Genomic DNA, 18,650 nt, shown 5'->3' on the forward strand with positions numbered 1-18,650 from the left:
GAATATCCTAGCTTTCAATCTTTGTCGTTATTAAAACCTTGCCTAATCATAAAGATGGCAGGCAACAAAGTGGTTTGGCCCAACTTCTTTAAAAGCCGGTATGGTTTTACTGCAAATATCCATTTTCACAGGGCATCGCGTATGGAATACACATCCGGCCGGCGGATTCGATGGACTCGGCAGGTCACCGCTAAGTACGATTCTTTCCCTCTTGGACAGCCCTCTTTTTTTTATGGCCGGCACGGCTGATAGCAATGCCTGCGTGTAAGGATGGAGCGGCTCTGCATAAATATCCTCTTTATCCGCAAGCTCCACCATGTTCCCGAGGTACATCACCCCTACCCGGTCTGAAATATGCCTGACGACACTTAAGTCATGGGAGATGAAAATGTAAGTCAGATTAAAATCCTTTTGCAGATCTTCCAACAGGTTCACAATTTGCGCCTGTATAGATACATCAAGCGCCGATACAGCTTCATCCGCGATAATAAGCTCAGGCTCCAAGGCCAAAGCCCTGGCAATCCCGATCCTTTGCCGCTGCCCTCCCGAAAATTCATGTGGGTACCGGTTTACAAATGAACGATTAAGGCCTACTATTTCTAGCAGTTCTTCCACTCTCTCAAGCCGTTCCCTCTCGTTTGCAAAAAGCTGATGTGTTTTCAGTGGTTCGTATAGTGTACTTCTCAATGTCTTCCTTGGATTAAGGGAAGCAAAGGGATCTTGGAAAATCATTTGGATTTTCTTCCTCATGACCTTCCGCAACTCGCTTTCCGGCAGATGGGAAATATCCAGTCCATTGAACAGGATTTGGCCATCTGTTGGTTCATAAAGGCGGATCAGCGTCCGGCCCATCGTCGATTTCCCGCAACCCGATTCCCCGACAATCCCCAACGTTTCGCCTTTTTTCACCTTGAACGTAAGTCCATCAACCGCTTTTACGTAACCGGTTGTTTTTTGTAAAATACCTGTTTTAATCGGAAAATATTTTTTTAGATTCGAAACTTCAAGAATCATTTCTTCAGTCTTTGCCTCCGGAGCTTTTGGCCGTTCCAACTCTGTATAAGACTGCATTATTCCGCCTCCTCTTCGTATAAAAAGCATCGGACGGAACGGGAGGAAGCCAGTTGCTTTAAAGCTGGCTGTTCATAGAAACAACGCTCCATCGCTTTCGGGCAGCGCGGGGAAAAACGGCATCCCATTGGCATCTCATCCGGCGATGGAACATTTCCCGGAATTGAATTAAGCCTCGTTATTTCCCCATCGATGAGTGGAACGGATTCAATCAGCCCACTCGTATAGGGATGCAAGGGCCGGTCAAAAATGTCATCGATCGCCGCTTCTTCAACGACCTGGCCTGCATACATAACGATGACCCTGTCGGCGAGCTCCGATACGACTCCTAAATCATGAGTGACCAATAGAATGGAAGTCTCAAATTTCTCGCTTAAATCCTTCATAAGCTCCAATACTTGCGCCTGGATTGTCACATCGAGGGCGGTCGTTGGTTCATCTGCGATTAAGAGCTTCGGATTGCAGCTCATTGCCATCGCGATCATAACCCTTTGCCTCATTCCTCCTGATAAACGATGGGGATATTCATTCAGCATTTTTTCCGCCCCTGAAAAGCCGACCATTTTTAATAGATGGATGGCCTTCTCGGCGGCCTCGCTTCGGCTGATTTTCAGGTGATACATGATCACTTCGATAATTTGTTCGCCAATGGTTAATACGGGATTAAGCGAGGTCATTGGCTCTTGAAAAATCATAGCGATATCCCGCCCGCGAATTTTGCACATGCTGCTTTCCGATAACCCGACCAAATCGACTCCATCAAGAAAAATTTTCCCGTCGACAATTTTGCCGCCCGGTGCCGGTACCAATCCTATAATCGAAAGGGAGGTAATACTTTTGCCGCAGCCTGATTCTCCTACAAGCGCAACCGTTTCCCCTTTCCGTATCTTCAAATCGACTCCATCGACAGCAGGAATGGTTTGCCTTTTACTCACAAAATGGGTTTTAAGATTTTTCACTTCCAATAATGCAGACATATCTCGCGTAACCACCTTACAATCATATAGTTGTATACACGCGGCCTAATTTTCCCAAAAGGCACAACTCGTTTTTCTCACTCAACACCTCTCTTGTCGTTTACTAATCTACTATTTGCAAGAACCGTGCCAACCTTTCGCACGCCGGGCATTTCATGGAAAATAAAGTATCTCCTCCATCCTTTGGGGCTATATTGAACATATCTGTTAAATTTTTTATACACTTATAGTGTAAATGTATAAATATTTTGAATAGTCAGCCTTTAATCTGTTAATATGGTAAAAACCGACTCTATTAAATATGTAGCTACCCCTTCCTACATTGGAAAATGAAAGCTTTTCAGAACACACCGGCAAATGATTGGCATAATACTTGCATATTTTTAAAGAGATTGAATTGACTAGGAGGTTTGGAAAATGGAAATTGTTAAACTGGAAGCTGAAGACAATTATCATGGAACGATTGTAAAAGACCCTTTTCGCTGGCTTGAGGATTCCAGCCTTCCCGAAACTAAGGAATGGGAAGAAAGGCAGAAATTGAACACGGAGAGTTTTCTTGGTTCAATTCCAGGAAGGGAAGAAATTAAATCACGCTTGAGGGAGCGGTGGAATTACGCCAAATATTTTGTCCCAAAAAAGCATGGGGAGTATTACTATTACTTAAAAAATGACGGGTCCAAAAATCAGCCCGACCTTTATCGATCCAAGGCAGTAACAGGCAGCTTCGATACTGAAGAAATCATTCTCRATGTCAATGCACTCAGCAGCGATGGAACAGTGGCCATCACGAATCTTACTTTTCATTCCGATGGATTGCTGCTTACCTATGCCTTGTCCGAAAACGGCAGTGATTGGCAGGAATTCAGGATTCTGAACCTGGAGACTTTGGAAGAGTATCCCGAGCGGATTCACTGGTGCAAGTTTTCAAGCGTGGCCTGGTCAGAGGATGGAAAAGGCTTTTTTTACAACCGTTATCCGGAAGCAAAGGATGAGAAAAATGATGAAAACCACTTTAACAAGGTTTACTGGCATACGGTAAATACGAGCCAGGAAGACGATGAAATTGTTTTCGACTATCCAGAGGATCAGCAGATGGTGTTCTATCCTGCGATTACTTCCGATTCCTCTACCTTGCTTCTTTATGCCGGCAGGGGTACCGAGCATAAAAGCAGATATGTGTATAAAGATTTAACAACGCCCGGCAGTGAATTCAAGTGGCTTTTATCAAAAGGCGACGCCCTCTATTCGTTTGTCGGAAAAATTGAAGATCAATTGTACTTTTTTACCGACAAGAATGCGCCGAACGGACAGATTGTTTGTTATTCGTTAAGTTCACCGGCTGAAGAGAACGAGAACGCAGTCATCCGTGAAGCGGAAGAGTCCATCTCTTTGGTAAAAGTAATTGCAAACCATTTCGTCGTCTCCTATATTCGCCATGCCTCCTCCTGTTTGAAGATTTTCACATTGGCAGGCGAGTTTGTAAAAGAAATCCCTTTGCCTGGACTAGGCACAATTAGTGAGTTTTATGGAAAGGAAAAGGGCGACGATTTGTATTTTAGTTTTACATCGTTTTTATCTCCCGCAACGATTTACCGGTATTGTTTTCAATCCGGACAAGTCGAAGCAGTGTTTAAACCTGAAAGCCAATTCGATTCCTCCAATTATCAGACCGAACAGGTTTTTTACCAGTCCAAGGACGGGACATCCATCCCGATGTTCCTGACCTATAAAAAAGATTTAAAACGGGATGGGCAGAATCCTGTTTTGTTGTATGGATACGGTGGATACCATATCTCCTTAACCCCTTCGTTCTCCGCAACAAATGCAACATGGATCGAGAATGGGGGGATTTACGCGGTAGCGAATATCCGCGGCGGGGGAGAATATGGGCTTGGCTGGCATGAAGCCGGGATGAAGGAAAGAAAGCAAAATGTGTTTGATGACTTTATTGCCGCTGCCGAATATTTAATTTCCGAGCGCTATACGAACCCGGAAAAATTGGCGATTCAGGGGGCAAGCAATGGCGGCTTGCTCGTTGCCGCGTGCATGATTCAGCGGCCGGAGCTTTATGGCGCGGTTATCTGCAACGTTCCCGTTTTGGACATGCTTCGTTTTCAAAAATTTACGGTCGGACGGTTCTGGGTAACCGAGTTCGGCGATCCCGAGGCTTCGAAAGAGGAATTCGATGTGCTATACCGTTATTCGCCAGTGCATACGGTTAAAGACGGCGTACAATACCCGCCGATTCTTATCACAACGGCTGATACAGACGACCGGGTTGTCCCGGCGCATGCGCGGAAATTTACGGCCGCACTTCAAGAAGCTAACCCGGACTCAACAAATCCAATCTTAATAAGGATTGAAACAGGAGCGGGACATGGTCTAGGCAAGCCGCTAGTAAAAATAATTGAAGAACATGCGGACATCCTCACTTTTCTTAATCACCAGCTGTCGATATAAAGTGAAACTTCAATCTTCCTGCCCGTCCATGCGGGAAAATGAAAAGGAGAGTCAATCGACTCTCCTTTTTAAATTAAATTAGTGACAGAGCGGATAGGCTAGCCAGCAGGCCTTTCAGCTTTTCGTCTTCCTCTGGCGTTAATCCAAGCCGCGGGTACCGGGACGGACCGCCCGCCTGCCCGTTCAGTTCCATTGCGCGCTTAACGATTTGGACGTATTTTCCGGAGCCTTCAAGGAATTCACAAAGCGGTAAAATTGAATCATTCAACGCCCATGCCTCGTTAAGTTCTCCTTTTTGAAAATGGGTAAACATATCCGTTACAAGCTTCGGAACTATATTTCCGGCAACTGAAATCCACCCGGTCGCCCCGACCAAATACGATTCCATTACCAAATCCTCCGAGCCGCAGAAAACCTCAATATCCCCTTTTCCCATTCTTGCAAGATCCCTTGCTTTTCGGATATCTCCGCTCGATTCCTTAATATGTGTCACATTGCCGCATTCCCTGCCTATTTTCAGCATAAGCTCCGTGCTCATATTGATTCCTGAAGTAAACGGGTTGTTATAGAGCATAAGGGKTATATCCACAGCATCCGATACTGCTTTAAAGTGATAGTAGATTTCCTCTTCCTTTGGCTTGCAATAATAGGAATTAATAATCAAGGCGCAGTCCGCTCCATGAGCCTCAGCCTGCTTCGTATATTCGATCGTCTCCCTGGTCGTCTCGGAAGCGGTCCCAACAATGACAGGAATTCGCCCATTTACCTCCCTTGTAACCAGCTCAACGATTTGGAATTTCTCCTGCATCGTCAAACTGACAAATTCACCTGTACTGCCGTTAATGACAATTCCGGCAACTCCTTGATTAATAAAGTAGTTTACGTTATTTTTCAACCCGCCCCAATCAATTTCCTGCGACTCATTCATTGGTGTAATCAATACCGGAAAAGCTCCTTTTATCGCTGCCATCTTTATTCCTCCCCTATTTTAATAAAAAGCCGGATGCCAATGGATCGGTTGGATCCAGGATAAATGTCTGCATGCCAGTCACAAAGCCCCTCGCTGTAAAAGAAAATTGGTACTCAGTTCCGTTTTCCTTCTCCAAACGGCTACTCAATTGGCTTCCAAAAATGCTTTCATTTACACAATTCGTATGCGTGCTCACACCGCTTTTGGAAAAGACGCTTGCATAACAGGCCATGGTTGGGCCGTAACCTGGTGACCGGACAATAAGCTGATCAGGACGGAAGGTGATGGAACGGATTCCTTCCACAAGCCCAATGGATGAATCCATTAAAATGATAGCTTCAACCGGACTCCCCGGCCCGAAGGCATTGAACATCGTTTGGCTCCAATTCTTCAATTCCGATAATTCTTCAAGCCTGATATCCGCAAAAAACTCTTCCCTTTCAAACACCGCATAGACACGATCGGCTTGGACGAGGGAATAGTGGGTGATGCAGTCCGGAAGTGATAAAGGCACTTCTTTTTCCACGACTGTACACGGTTCGCATGCCAGCTGTACGGAAGTGACCTCCCCCATTTCCATTACTGCGCGCACCGGGACCACTCCCCGAATGGTTTCAATTTTGTATTCGCCAGAGTGCCTGGCCGGCAAATTCCCGCACTCCAATAGTTCGGTTATGGCCGCTGCAATCCCGCCATATTGAATAGGTTCCGTTCCCTCATGGTTGAAAAAAACAATTGCCGCATCTGCCTCCGCCTTGAATGGCGGCACAACGAGACAGCCTTTTAATCCCGCAAACCCGCGGGGCTCATTCAACAGCAGGTTTATTTCATCCCGATACAAAAGTGGAAATTGCCCATACAGTTCTTCTAGACTTTGGAAATAGGCGGCCGGAGCTTGCTTCATAATCCGGAATGCCTCTCCGGCTACATGGACATCGGTTGTTGACATCATCCTTTGGACCCTCATACAACATCCTCCATTTCATGTTCCTCCATTGGCGGAATAAGCAGAAACCCTTCTTTTAATGGATCGTTTTCGTTGTAAAAGAAGCGGTGCATTCCCATCAGCCATGCAGAGCCGGTAATCCTTGTCACGACTGCCTCAATGCCGCCAACACTCGTTACAGATAAAACGCGGCCTGTAAAAAGTGAGCCGACAATGCTTTCATGGACAAAATCCTCCCCGAACCCGATTTCCCTTCTGCCGTATAAGACGGCGAGCTTCGCTGATGTTCCAGTCCCGCATGGAGACCTGTCGATTCCTCCCGGGGGAACAACGACTGCATTTTTCACATCGGCCTCTTTATGGCTCGGTCCGCTATGGAACTCCACATGTGTCAGTCCCTGTATGAATGGATGCTCCGGGTGGACAATCTCCGTTTTTTCATTGATGGCATTTCTGATTTTGATTGCTTTCTCGATGATAAGAGACCCATTCGCAGGCACTAATTCCAAATCGACCGAAGCAGCGTCAATGATGGCGTAAAAATTCCCCCCGTACGCAATGTCCGCTTCTACTTTACCAATTCCATCAACCTCGACCGAAACAGATTTAAGATGGAATGCTGGAATATTGGAAAATGACACTTCCTTTGCCCTGCCATCCTCGATAAAAATATCTACCTCCACAAGGCCAGCGGGAGTATCTAATTTCAAGGAAGTGACCGGCTCTTGGATTGGGATTAAACCAGCTTCAACCAGAGCTGTACAGACGCCGATTGTGTCATGGCCGCACATTGGCAAATAGCCGCCCGTTTCTATGTAGATAACTCCGATATCGGCATCCGGATGGCACGGGTCGGTCAGCAAAACGCCTGACATGACATCATGTCCTCTCGGCTCGTTCATCAAGAGTTTTCGTATCCAGTCATATTCTTTCTTCATATGAAGCATTTTTTCAGACATGGTGCTGCCGATTAACTTCGGGAGGCCGCTGATAACCGTCCTTGTCGGATTGCCTCCTGTGTGCGTATCAATGGTTGTAAATACTTTATGTGCCCTCATATTGAAACCACCCTTTCTTGAAAACGTTCATAGCGTAACGGTTCGATAGGTATGGACGTTGGCTTTTCGTTAATGAGTTCCTCCACAACTTTTCCAGTAATCGCGGCGAGGCTAATCCCATCTCCCTCATGCCCGGCTGCGATATAAAAATTCGGAATCCCATCGACACGTGAAATGATCGGCAGATGATCCTCAGTCCACGGCCGCAAGCCGGCATAAGTGCGGATGACCATCATATCAGCCATTTTTGGATAGAAGCGGATGGCACGCCTTGCGATACACTGGATTACTTCATTGCTCACTTTTGTGTTAATGCCAACGAACTCCCGGCTGCTGCCAATGAGAAAGTTCTGGCTCTCTGTCGGTTCAAAGACGAGGGCAACGCCGTATTTTTCCGTCATTGGGTCCACGTTTCGCACCCCGCCAAATTTGGATATCAAATAACCGAACTCCATTACTTTTCGTAGGCCAACATTTTCTTGTCTTGAAGCGACCAGAAGATGGCCTTTTCTTGGCTGAATTGGAATCGATAGCCCGAGCATTTCTCCAATCCTCGGTGCCCAGACCCCCGCTGCGTTCACAACTTGGTTTGCGGTAAATACCCCATTGGACGTATCTACGGCGAAGTGGCCTTCCGCCTTTCTTTTCACATCTCTTACTTCTGTGTGCTTCCACACCTTTGCTCCTTGTTTTTTCGCTCCCTCCAGCAGGGAAAAGGCCAGAAGATACGGATTTACTGTCGAGTCGGTCGCACATTCCAGCCCGCCTAACAAGTCATCCGCGAAATACTTCGATTCCTGGCGTATGTCGCTTTTGTCTAGCATTTTAAAAGGCAAACCAGCAGCTTTTTGCCGGCTGACCCATTGTTCAGCTGCAACCATTTCCTCCTCCGACTCACATACGAGTATGCTCCCAGGCGCGCGGTATTCAAAAGGATGGTCCAATTCTCTGCTCAGACAGTCCACCAGTTTCTGGCTTTCGAGCGACATCTGGCTATCAAAGCCCGGATCTTTATCAATGGCTAAAATATTTCCATCGCATCTGGACGAGGTCCCGCTAACAAACTCCCCTCTTTCTAGGATCGTTACGTCCTTACCAAATTTGGATAGATAATAAGCAATGGAACAGCCAATTATCCCCCCGCCGATGATTACTACATCACAGTGCTTCAAATTTTTATCCTCCCTTCCATAGAAAAGCTGTTCTCAATCTCTATTAATGCAATTTTCATGCCAAATAATTTTTCCAACATCCACGGACTTCGTTTGAATATTTCCAATGTTCTCAATATACGTGTATAATTATTTATACAGTGACAACTTTTTTATACAAACAGAGGAGGTTACCATGGCTCTTACCATTCAAACCGTGAAAGATATGCTTAAAAATTCCCTCTTTCATAATCAATTGGCCAAACATTCGATTGTTAACAACAATGAAGCTTTTTATTTGGAATCCTCTCAAGGTGAAGCTTTAATACCTTGTGCAACGATAAATGAAAATGAAGCAATAGAAACCCTCATCCAGTTATTCACCCACCATGAAACAGTCATCCTATTAAATAATGCTAAATCCCCAGTTGGCATTGTATCTTCTGCTCAATTGAACGAATTTCTCCTTAACTCTTTCAAACAATTAAAAGCCTTCTATGATGCCGTCATCCAAACATCCGATGCATCGGTCACCGTCATCGACGACAACGAGCGTGTATGCACTTGGACAAAGGGTGCCGAAAAGATTTTTTCGGTAAAAAGACACGAAATTCTCGGGAAACCGATTACGGATTTTTTTGACCGGAATAGCCTTGAGATTTTACAAACGCTCTATGAAGGAAGAAGTATTTCCCATCAATACCATCAGCCGCGGCCCGATCTGTTCGTCTTAATTAACTCGAATCCTGTTTACTTTAATAAGCGCATTATCGGGGCGGTCGTTTCGGAAACGGATATTACTAACCAGGTCGTACTTAACGAGAAATTATTCAATATGTCCACGGAAGTACATCGTTTGGAACAAGAGGTAGCCAAGTATAAAGATGATCGCGATCCGTTCAATTACATAAAAGGAAAAAGTATTGCCATTCAAAAAACCATCCACTTGGCCCGCAAGGTTTGCACGGTTAAATCGACGGTCCTCATCTTAGGGGAAAGCGGGGTCGGAAAGGAAGTTTTCGCAAAAGCAATACACGAGGCCAGTGAAAAACCAAACGCACCGTTTATTCCTATTAACTGTGGCGCAATTCCGGCGTCATTGTTTGAAAGTGAATTGTTTGGTTACGAACGCGGCGCCTTCTCGGGGGCGGACCAAAAAGGGAAGAAGGGGAAAATCGAGCTTGCTAAAGGCGGGACACTCTTCCTCGATGAAATAGGTGAAATGCCCCACGATATGCAGGTAAAGCTACTAAGGGTTCTCCAAGAACGGAAATATTTTCGGATTGGCGGAGAAAAAGAAATCGAGGCGGATATCCGAATCATTGCCGCAACGAACCGTGATTTGAAGGAGTTAATGCTGGAAGGAAAGTTCCGGGAGGATTTATATTACCGTTTAAATGTAGTCAGTATTCAAATCCCTCCTTTAAGAGAAAGGCGGGAAGATATCATTGAACTAACCCATTATTTCCTAGGTGATTTCTCTACCAACTATAAGAGGCCAATCCATGAGATTTCCAAGGATATTATGCTCGAACTTCTCCATTATGAATGGCCGGGCAATATTCGGGAGCTTCGGAACGTGATTGAGAGGCTAGTCGTTTTTGCAACTGATGGAGTGATTAAAAAAGAGTATTTGCCCTTTACCTCTGTACAGGAGAACCAATCGGCAGCCAATGCAAATGATGTGCCAGGCGCCCCACTTTTATCTTTGCAGGAAGAAATGGAGTTACATGAGCGGAAGTTGATTGAAAGAGCCTTATCGCTTGTAAATGGGAACAAATTGGAATGCGCCAAGCAGCTGGGAATTACGAGGGCAACCTTATACAACCGCATGAATCGCCTTAACTTATTGTAATAGAATCCCCTTCATTTTCACTTTGGTACGATTTTTGCATGGTACTTATGTAAAGAAAGTGAAGGAGGAAAACACGTGTCAAACAATGAGAGCATGATTATTTGCCGATGTGAAGAAGTGACGTACGGACAAATTCAAGCAACAGCCAGTTTCCATCAATGCACAGCCCGGGAACTAAAATTGCGAACGAGGGCAGGCATGGGTTTCTGCGGGGGGCGGACGTGCAGGCTCCCGCTTGAGAGAATCATAGAGGACATTGTTCCTGGTTCCTCTGCCAGTGAAATACCATTAAAATATCAACCGCCGATCAGGCCTATGTCATTCGGCAAGGCAGGTGATCGCGTTGAATAGAATTACCGACCATCCAGTTTTGGGAAGGCTCCAGGAAAGAACCACGATTTCTTTTCAATTTAATGGTGTTGACTATAAGGCATATGAGAATGAAACCATTGCCGCCGCCCTTCTGGCAAATGGAATCAGAGCATTGCGCCTTCATGAAGAAAGCGGTTCCCCACGAGGTTTCTATTGCAACATTGGCCATTGCATGGAATGCCGTGTAACTGTCAACCAACAAGCGAATGTAAGGGCTTGCCTCCAGGTTGTGGAGGACGGCATGGTTGTTGAAAGCGGGAAAAGGCTCCCCAATCCTGTCAAAAGGATGGTGAGATAGTGATGAGTGACGTAATTGTCATTGGCTGCGGGCCGGCAGGGATGTCAGGGGCAATAGCCTGTGCGAAACATGGCCTTCGCGTAACAATTATTGATGAATTCATAAAGCCCGGCGGCAGATTGCTTGGACAGCTTCATCAGGAACCGACAGGGGAGTGGTGGAATGGAATCCTGGAATCCGAACGCCTTTACAAGCAAGCTAGGGATTTGGATATCGAAATTGAATGTGGGGTTTCGGTGTACAATCTTGAAAAAGACACCGGTCGCTGGAACGTGTATACAAGCAATGGAACACGAACGGCACCTTTTGTCCTAATCGCGACTGGGGCAGCGGAATATCCAATCCCCGTACCAGGATGGACCCTTCCTGGAGTCATGTCCGTTGGGGCCGCGCAGGTAATGACGAATGTCCATCGCGTGAAGATTGGCCGAAAAGGGGTTATTATTGGGGCGAATATTCTAGCGTTTGCCATATTAAATGAGCTGCAGCTTGCGGGCATTGGAGTAAGCCACATCCTCCTGCCTGAAAAAAATGCCCTCAGCAAAGATGCCGGTAACCCGGCTAAAGTCTTTCAGTCATTGCTTAACGCTTCCCATCTCGCTCCATCTTCATTTATTCGGCTCGGGTCCCGTTTCATGAAAAATGCCTGGATGAGAAAGATGGGGTTAACCTTTTATCCGAAGAATGGCATCGGGATTAACGGCACCTCGTTCCTCCTTCGAAAAGCGGCTCTTGAGATTATCGGCAAAGACGAGGTTGAAGGAGTAAGAGTCGCAGATATTGATGTGGATGGAAAAGTCGTGCCTGGAACCGAAGCGATTATTGAAGCAGACTTTGTCTGCATTGCAGGCGGGCTCTATCCTCTTGCGGAACTCGCAGCAGTCGCCGGCTGCCCATTCCACTTTATTCCTGAGCTCGGTGGACATGTCCCCCATCACTCAGAAGAGATGGAAACTCCTCTTGACGGACTTTTTGTAGCAGGCAACATTACGGGCATTGAGGGTGGAAAAATAGCGATGGGACAAGGGACGGTTGCCGGCCTATCCATCGCTAAACATTCCGGAAAAAGCGTTGGAACGATCGAAGCACAGCTGCAAAATGCCATTGAAAACGTACGGACACTTCGCGAACAGGCAATCATCCAGTTTCACCCTGAGATTACGGCAGGCAGAAGGAAAATCCATGACCTTTGGGAAGCAACTTATTCCGGAACCGGCCAAGAGGTTTCGAAAAACATTGGTTAACAAACATTTAAACTAAAAAAGAAGTCAGCGGTTTAGCACCGTTGACTTCTTTTTATTTTCCACCCTAACCAATTCTTATTAATTCTGTCGGGAATGTAGTTAGCAATTTTGCCGTGCCGTCTTCATTGATATAGACATTTTCTTCTATGCGCACGCCACCGAATCCGGGAATATAGATGCCTGGTTCGACGGTAAATAATAGACCGCTTTCTGCCAACAGCTCGTTATTCTCATGCACTGAAGGTTCCTCATGAACTTCGATTCCAAGGCCATGTCCTACCCGATTATTAAAATATTGTCCGTACCCCGCTTCCTTGATAACATTCCTGGCGGCACGATCAATTTGGCCAATCGGGATACCCGCTTTAACCGCAGCCACTCCGGTTTCGGTTGCTCTACGGACGATATCGTAAATTTCCCTTTGTTTGCTGGTTTCTTCACCAATTACAAATGTCCGTGTAATATCTGAACAATAGCCATCGACAACCACACCCATATCGATTAGCAAAAAGTCGCCTTTACTAATCGGTTTGTCGTCAGGTTTGCCATGTGGCAATGAAGCTTTCGAGCCTGAAAGGACTATCGTGGAAAAGGATGGGCCATCCGCGCCAAATTTCCTCATCAGAAATTCCAGTTCGGCTGTTAACTCCTGTTCTGCCATGCCTTCCTTTACTCTTTTTATCCCTTCCCCCATAACCTTTTCAATAACATGAATGGCATGTTGCACCTTGTCACATTCTTCTTTTGTTTTCCTCATTCTTTGAAGGGAAATGAACTCCCCGATATTTATGTAGCGATAATCCGGAAAATACTTGTTTAGCTGTTCATGGTGATACAAAGAGATTGTTTTCGTTTCCAAACCTATCGTTTGAAATTCTTCACCCAATGTATTTTTTAGAATTTGATATGGATCCATCTCATCCGATATTGGGACGATTTCTTTTACAAAAGACTGCTCCTCGGCAATTTCCAAATCCAACGAAGGGACGAATAAATAGTGGCTTTGCTTGTTAAGATCAATAACCAAGGCCATAAAACGCTCATGCGGGTCTGAATTGAAACCTGTATAATAGAAAACGTTTTTCGGGTCCTTCACGATTGCCAAGTCCACTTGTTGCTGTTCCAAATGCTTTATTAATGCGTTTAACCGATTTTGATAGTGTTCTGTCATTCTTGTTCAGTCCTTTTGGGTTAATTTTTTGAAGTTTCTATAGAATTATTAATTCCTTCGTTGAGGGGGTTAGTACTTCCCGGCCATTCTTTGTAATGAGAATCACATCCTCGACCCTCGCACCGCCCAAACCTTTCAGGTAGATGCCCGGCTCGACTGTAATCACCATATTTTCCGCTAATGTTTTGTCTTTTAGTATGGAAAAAAGCGGCGCTTCATGAACCTCGAGCCCAATTCCGTGGCCTGTGCCTGTTCCGGAGCATTCATTATACCCCTTTTGAATAAACGTTTCACGCATCAGAAAGTCGACCTCTTGATCTGTCAGCCCAGGCCGTAAAGCGGCGACGCAATTTTCAAATGATGAGAGGACAACATCGAATATGTTCCTCAGTTCAGGTGCGGGCTCCCCGACCGCAACCACCCGTGAGATATCTGCCCAATAGCCTTGGTAATTCGCCCCAAAGTCGATCGTAATCATATCCCCTTTTTCAATTCGTTTATCGCTTGCACGGCCATGTGGCAACGAGGAGCGGTAGCCTGAAGCGACAATTGGAGGGAAAGATGTAGTTGAACATCCATTTTTCTTTATGAACGACTCCAGTTCCCCGGCAATGTCGTTTTCCGTAATGCCCGGCCGAATAAAGTTTAAAATATGCAGATATGCCTGGTCCGTAACCGAGGCGGCGACCCTTAATTTTTCAATCTCATCCTCCGATTTAATCATTCGCAGTGTTTCAATCACTTCACTGAGAGAAATCAGCTCGGTTGGGAACTGGTTCTGTATTTTACGAAAAAAGCCAAAGGATAAATGTTCCTGCTCGAACCCGAGTTTACGGATGTTCATCTCTTTAACTTGCACTGCCACTTCATCAAAGATTCTCCCTTTATGGCCTGTATGCCCCGCGTGCAAAACAATCTCGTAATCCTTAGCCTGGTTTTGGGCTTGTTCAACATATCGGTAATCTGTGATCAGCTTTGCCTCCGTTTCTGAGATAAGAAGAACACCATTCCCTCCCGTAAAACCAGACATGTAAAGCCGGTTCCACGGATGGCTAATCATCATTCCGTCGATTCCCAGTTCGTTAAACTTTTCCCGCAGCCTAATTATTCTCTCCACACTATCTCCCTCGCTTTATTAAAAATTTTCAATGCATTTCCTTCATCCTTATGTAATGCAATTTTCATGCCAAAAGAAATAGCCTTCCTAACGAGAGGAAGGCTGGCTACAATAAACCGGAATAAAGCTCCTATGAACTTTGAGTGGAACCCGGCAAAAGATTTATTTGGAAATATACTTTACATGCTTGCCTGTTCCTCCTGCTATCGGAAGAACACAATTATTCGTATTCTTGCCGATTACAAGCTGCATATTGGTTTTCGTGGTTATATTGATTCCACGAACCGATACGTAAGCATTTAATTTTGCATTTTTTTTGATAAGGTTATTCCCGGTAATTGTACCGCTATTATTGCCGGAACGAAAGGCAATTGCGGAAGGCACCTTATACGAAGAATCCTGTACATCCTCCACTCTGTTTCCCGCCACGGAAAACTGCTGATTATGAGTATAAAGGTGAATGCCATTTGCGTAGGAATATACCAATGTATTATTTTTTATAACCAAATCCCTCGTATAGGAAGCCTGGATTGCCCCAGAAATACTGTTTCCCTGCTGGCCCGCCTCTTTTAAGGTGTTTCCTTCAATGGTACAGCCTCCACTATGTTCAGCTGGTAATCCAGCCACAACGATCCCATATCCCTTACCGATTCCTTCAATTCGATTGCCTTTTGCCGTACACTTTTGGGAACCAAATAGCTCCTTCCCGCCTTTTCCTGTTGCGTTTACAAATGCAATTCCAACCTTTGTATTTCGTATCGTATTATTGTTGAACGTAATATTTTCTCCGCCATGGGTGTCAAGGGCCTCCCATAATGGAATGTCCTCGATGATGCTGTTCGTCACCGAACTATTTACGCTCCTTGGATGCGCCTTTAAGTTACTCTCAGCACCCTTCCGCGAATAAAAAACCCCGTAGGCATTTCCTTTGTTTCCAGGTTTGATTGACTTTATATGGCTCCCATTAATATGCATATTTCTGACAGACAATCCGCCTACCCCTGCAAAACCTATATCGCGGATCACTGTATTAGAAATACTTACATGATCCGCAAATTCAGCCATAATACCATAGAAACCAATATCATGGATAAAGCAATCTTCTATAACAATGTTCTTGGCATAGTTAGCTGCATTCGCCCCCCGAATCGATATTCCGACTCCCTTTGCGTCTGCCTTTGTATTGCCTGCACCCTGGAGTTCAATCCCGTATAACTTTACCCCAGCGCCAATCGCCAGAAGAGTTTGGTGTTTTTTGTCGTTGTATAGTTTTGATCCATACCCAACTATAGTCGTATTGTCAGGTACGACTAAGCCGCTGACTTGATAAGAGCTGCCAGATGGCAGGACGATAACTTTTCCAGCTCCAAGGTTTAAAGTCTTTTGTAGTTGCTCTGTACTATTTTTTGAAGCGACATTTACTATTTTATTTTTATCAAAATCTGCTATTTTCGGATTAAATCCCAACTTTACCTCCGCAAGATTGTATAGTCCATCCTTGTCATAATCCTCAAACCCATCAGGTACCCCATTTTTATCGGTATCACTTGATTTTGGATTAAGGTGTAGCTGGTATTCGACCAAATTAGGTAACCCGTCTTTATCCGGGTCTTCAGCCGCGGTCAGCTTGCTGGTTAGATCGAGCCCATATTTCTTTTCCCAAAAATCATCTATTCCATTCTTATTATTATCTAATCCCAAAAGGCTGGCCTCTGCTATTGCTGTTGGAACAAGCAAGCAAAAAAGCATGACAATGATAACCATACTTAGAAATTGACCTTTTTCTTGCGGCATCTATTTACCCCTTTTGTTAAAAATATACAGAATATTTAAATAGTTCTTTTATCACACTAGAAAACCACCATTTAGTATATTATACAATTTATTGGTAGTTAGATATAGGTAAAAAGATTCATTTAAGGTCTTAAGACCATAATTTTGGAAATAAATTAGGAAGAAGGTTTGTATGGTTTATTTACTATTTTTAAAAAAGCCGTGGACAGAAAAAAGCATTCGTTGCTTGTCCGCTTCGAATGCTACTGTTTCATAATGGAGAAAACCGTTTTAAAAGCACTTATCTTGCCAACAAGCTATGAATTTGATTGACTCTTACTAAGAAGAGTCCACCCGCAAACGGGCCATGCTTGTGGAATATTGATGAAAAAAGGACAAGGGGGATAAAAAATGATAATCAGTGAATTAGATATGAAGTACTTGCGACGCTGTGTTGAATTGGCAAAAACAGCACTGGAGAAAGGTGACGAGCCATTTGGTTCAGTTCTTGTCTCAGCTGACGGTGAGGTGCTTGCGGAAGACCATAACCACGTTGCGGGAGGGGACCATACCCAACACCCGGAATTTGCTTTGGCGCGATGGGCAGCCGCGAACATGACACCGGAAGAGAGAAGCAAAGCAACAGTATATACCTCGGGTGAACATTGCCCTATGTGCGCTGCGGCCCACGGTTGGGTTGGTTTGGGCCGGATTGTGTATGCAAGTTCGTCCGAACAGCTGGGACAATGGTTGAGTGAAATGGGGGTTGCTCCATCGCGCGTTCGGAATCTTCCCATTCACGAGGTTATTCGTGACACCACAATAGATGGCCCTGTTCCTGAGCTAGCGGAGGAAGTTCGTCAACTCCACCGACAGTTTCACGCAAGGGGACATTAACGATGCAGCAGGTTTTATTCAGACAGGATGTTGTATGAATGAAATTGTAAAAATCACTATGAAAGGAAATAGGAGTCCTGAGTTTCGGACTCCTATTCTTACTTTTTCACTATTCTATTAAACTCCCCCGGTAGTAAAATTTCTAAATGAAGAATTGAAAAATTTACTTAGAGAAAATGATATAAAGAATAAAAATAACAATTAATCCAATTACAATGAAACCTCCGAGTGTAGGACTGCCATAAAGAGCCCTATTCCAGCCGTCATTGGTCTCTATTTGGCTTTTTTCTTCCTTCTTATTATCCTCTTTCAAAAAAACACCTCCTACGTGAAATACCATAAGTTTTTGTAAATAAATATTGTGTTTATTTAGCGATATTCCTTCTTCAACTCATCCGGTAAGTACAACAAGCAAATTCCTCACTTTTTTATTGCCAGTTTTATTGACAGGTCTATTTGTTCCTTAAAAACACCACTATTTTCAATTTCCAATAATTCTTCTTTAAATGTTTTTCAAATAGATGAACATTATCCCCCAAAAATCGTTTAGAACCATAGGAAGTCGAATAAAGATTTCCAATTATTGATTCCAAGGTCCATTCCTGTTCATAAGTTGGTATTTCGTGTATTTCCAGATCGAATTTTGAATTCGATATAATTTCTTGATGGCTAACTGTTGGATGAGAATATGTTGTATTTCCTGCTCTTCTTTCCTTTCCATACCATTGTTCAACTACCTCATTCACTTTCTTTTGCCAAGGTAAAAGTTCCTTTTTCGGAAAATGATTATCTATGATTGCAACCCCGCCGTCGTAAGAAACCATTTCATATAAGGCATCTAAAATCTTTTCTCTATCCATCCAGTGAAATGCCTTAGCAATTGTTACAAATCTAAAGTTCCCATCATATTTTTTCCTATATGTATCCAGCTCTCCATTAAACCATTCCAGATTATTTACTCTACATTCCTTTTCCATTCGTATCGCTTCTAGTATCATTTCAGGCTCTGTATCAATCCCAACAATGTCTTCAAACCAATCGGCGAACCTGATTGCCAATTGTCCCGTTCCACACCCCAAATCAAGCATTTTGCCTTTACCGTCGAGAGAAAACTTTTCTATTAAATACCTAATTAAAGACGCCGGATATAAAGGCCTATAACGTGAATAGTACCAAGCAGTACCCTTGAACAATTCACCACCATAATCTGTCATTAACCATTCCACCTCTCTACCCTAAAAAGGTGCCTTACTCCTACTTTGATTTAGGCCCCCGCTCGTTTAAGCAGAT

General features: G+C 44.4%; 17 protein-coding genes. 6 read left to right on the forward strand and 11 right to left on the reverse strand.

Annotation, left to right across the window (positions count from 1 at the left end; all coding sequences use genetic code 11):
• Positions 1–42 precede the first annotated feature (42 nt).
• Entirely contained in the window at positions 43–1,071 is a 1,029-nt protein-coding gene (locus ADU24_RS18385; RefSeq protein WP_053367993.1) for an ABC transporter ATP-binding protein, read from the reverse strand.
• Positions 1,071–2,048: an ABC transporter ATP-binding protein gene (locus ADU24_RS18390; protein WP_053367994.1), complete on the reverse strand. Its 978-nt coding sequence runs from the start codon at positions 2,046–2,048 to the stop codon at positions 1,071–1,073. The genes ADU24_RS18385 and ADU24_RS18390 overlap by 1 nt, the downstream gene beginning before the upstream one ends.
• 417 nt (positions 2,049–2,465) lie before the next feature.
• On the opposite strand from ADU24_RS18390, the gene ADU24_RS18395 reads away from it, so the two are divergent.
• On the forward strand, positions 2,466–4,508 hold the full coding sequence (locus ADU24_RS18395) for a prolyl oligopeptidase family serine peptidase (RefSeq protein WP_053367995.1): 2,043 nt from the start codon (positions 2,466–2,468) through the stop codon (positions 4,506–4,508).
• Positions 4,509–4,581: 73 nt separating this feature from the next.
• Here the strand turns inward: ADU24_RS18395 and dapA are convergent, their stop codons facing one another.
• Genes dapA through ADU24_RS18415 form a run of 4 tightly spaced genes read right to left on the reverse strand, consistent with a single transcriptional unit; the run spans position 4,582 to position 8,654 of the window.
• Positions 4,582–5,478 carry a 4-hydroxy-tetrahydrodipicolinate synthase gene (gene dapA, locus ADU24_RS18400; RefSeq protein WP_053367996.1) on the reverse strand — a complete coding sequence of 299 codons (897 nt, stop codon included), beginning with the start codon at positions 5,476–5,478 and terminating at the stop codon, positions 4,582–4,584.
• Positions 5,479–5,491: 13 nt separating this feature from the next.
• A complete protein-coding gene (locus ADU24_RS18405) occupies positions 5,492–6,445 on the reverse strand; it encodes a proline racemase family protein (protein ID WP_053367997.1) in 954 nt (317 codons plus the stop codon).
• Positions 6,442–7,482, reverse strand: coding sequence for a proline racemase family protein (locus ADU24_RS18410; protein WP_053367998.1), 1,041 nt, complete (start codon positions 7,480–7,482; stop codon positions 6,442–6,444). The genes ADU24_RS18405 and ADU24_RS18410 overlap by 4 nt, the downstream gene beginning before the upstream one ends.
• A complete protein-coding gene (locus ADU24_RS18415) occupies positions 7,479–8,654 on the reverse strand; it encodes an NAD(P)/FAD-dependent oxidoreductase (protein WP_053367999.1) in 1,176 nt (391 codons plus the stop codon). The genes ADU24_RS18410 and ADU24_RS18415 overlap by 4 nt, the downstream gene beginning before the upstream one ends.
• Before the next feature lie 175 nt (positions 8,655–8,829).
• Here ADU24_RS18415 and ADU24_RS18420 point away from each other — a divergent pair, with 175 nt between their 5' ends.
• From ADU24_RS18420 to ADU24_RS18435, 4 genes are all read left to right on the forward strand, one after another.
• Complete coding sequence (locus ADU24_RS18420; protein WP_053368000.1) at positions 8,830–10,488, forward strand: sigma-54 interaction domain-containing protein; 1,659 nt, start codon at positions 8,830–8,832, stop codon at positions 10,486–10,488.
• Positions 10,489–10,563: 75 nt separating this feature from the next.
• Positions 10,564–10,839 carry a (2Fe-2S)-binding protein gene (locus ADU24_RS18425; RefSeq protein ID WP_053368001.1) on the forward strand — a complete coding sequence of 92 codons (276 nt, stop codon included), beginning with the start codon at positions 10,564–10,566 and terminating at the stop codon, positions 10,837–10,839.
• Complete coding sequence (locus ADU24_RS18430; protein ID WP_053368002.1) at positions 10,832–11,158, forward strand: (2Fe-2S)-binding protein; 327 nt, start codon at positions 10,832–10,834, stop codon at positions 11,156–11,158. Before ADU24_RS18425 ends, ADU24_RS18430 begins: the two co-directional genes overlap by 8 nt.
• 2 nt (positions 11,159–11,160) lie before the next feature.
• Positions 11,161–12,402 carry an NAD(P)/FAD-dependent oxidoreductase gene (locus ADU24_RS18435; protein WP_053368003.1) on the forward strand — a complete coding sequence of 414 codons (1,242 nt, stop codon included), beginning with the start codon at positions 11,161–11,163 and terminating at the stop codon, positions 12,400–12,402.
• 64 nt (positions 12,403–12,466) lie between these two features.
• On the opposite strand, the gene ADU24_RS18440 is transcribed toward ADU24_RS18435, so the two are convergent.
• The 3 genes from ADU24_RS18440 to ADU24_RS18450 all read right to left on the reverse strand — a co-directional run bounded on the left by ADU24_RS18440 (position 12,467) and on the right by ADU24_RS18450 (position 16,484).
• A complete protein-coding gene (locus ADU24_RS18440) occupies positions 12,467–13,573 on the reverse strand; it encodes a M24 family metallopeptidase (protein WP_053368004.1) in 1,107 nt (368 codons plus the stop codon).
• Positions 13,574–13,610: 37 nt separating this feature from the next.
• Positions 13,611–14,690, reverse strand: coding sequence for a M24 family metallopeptidase (locus tag ADU24_RS18445; protein ID WP_053368005.1), 1,080 nt, complete (start codon positions 14,688–14,690; stop codon positions 13,611–13,613).
• A 162-nt stretch (positions 14,691–14,852) separates the two neighbouring features.
• On the reverse strand, positions 14,853–16,484 hold the full coding sequence (locus ADU24_RS18450; RefSeq protein ID WP_053368006.1) for a right-handed parallel beta-helix repeat-containing protein: 1,632 nt from the start codon (positions 16,482–16,484) through the stop codon (positions 14,853–14,855).
• 393 nt (positions 16,485–16,877) lie between these two features.
• Here ADU24_RS18450 and ADU24_RS18455 point away from each other — a divergent pair, with 393 nt between their 5' ends.
• Positions 16,878–17,360 (forward strand): nucleoside deaminase, encoded by a 483-nt coding sequence (locus tag ADU24_RS18455; protein WP_053368999.1) that lies wholly within the window; start codon positions 16,878–16,880, stop codon positions 17,358–17,360.
• A gap of 163 nt (positions 17,361–17,523) precedes the next feature.
• Here ADU24_RS18455 and ADU24_RS23150 read toward each other — a convergent pair whose 3' ends face one another.
• Positions 17,524–17,673, reverse strand: coding sequence for a hypothetical protein (locus tag ADU24_RS23150; RefSeq protein WP_156324629.1), 150 nt, complete (start codon positions 17,671–17,673; stop codon positions 17,524–17,526).
• Between the two features lie 139 nt (positions 17,674–17,812).
• Positions 17,813–18,574 (reverse strand): class I SAM-dependent methyltransferase, encoded by a 762-nt coding sequence (locus ADU24_RS18460; protein ID WP_053368007.1) that lies wholly within the window; start codon positions 18,572–18,574, stop codon positions 17,813–17,815.
• Positions 18,575–18,650 lie beyond the last annotated feature (76 nt).

It is taken from the genome of Bacillus sp. FJAT-27245, assembly GCF_001273955.1.
Taxonomy (GTDB): Bacteria; Bacillota; Bacilli; order Bacillales; family Cytobacillaceae; genus Bacillus_D.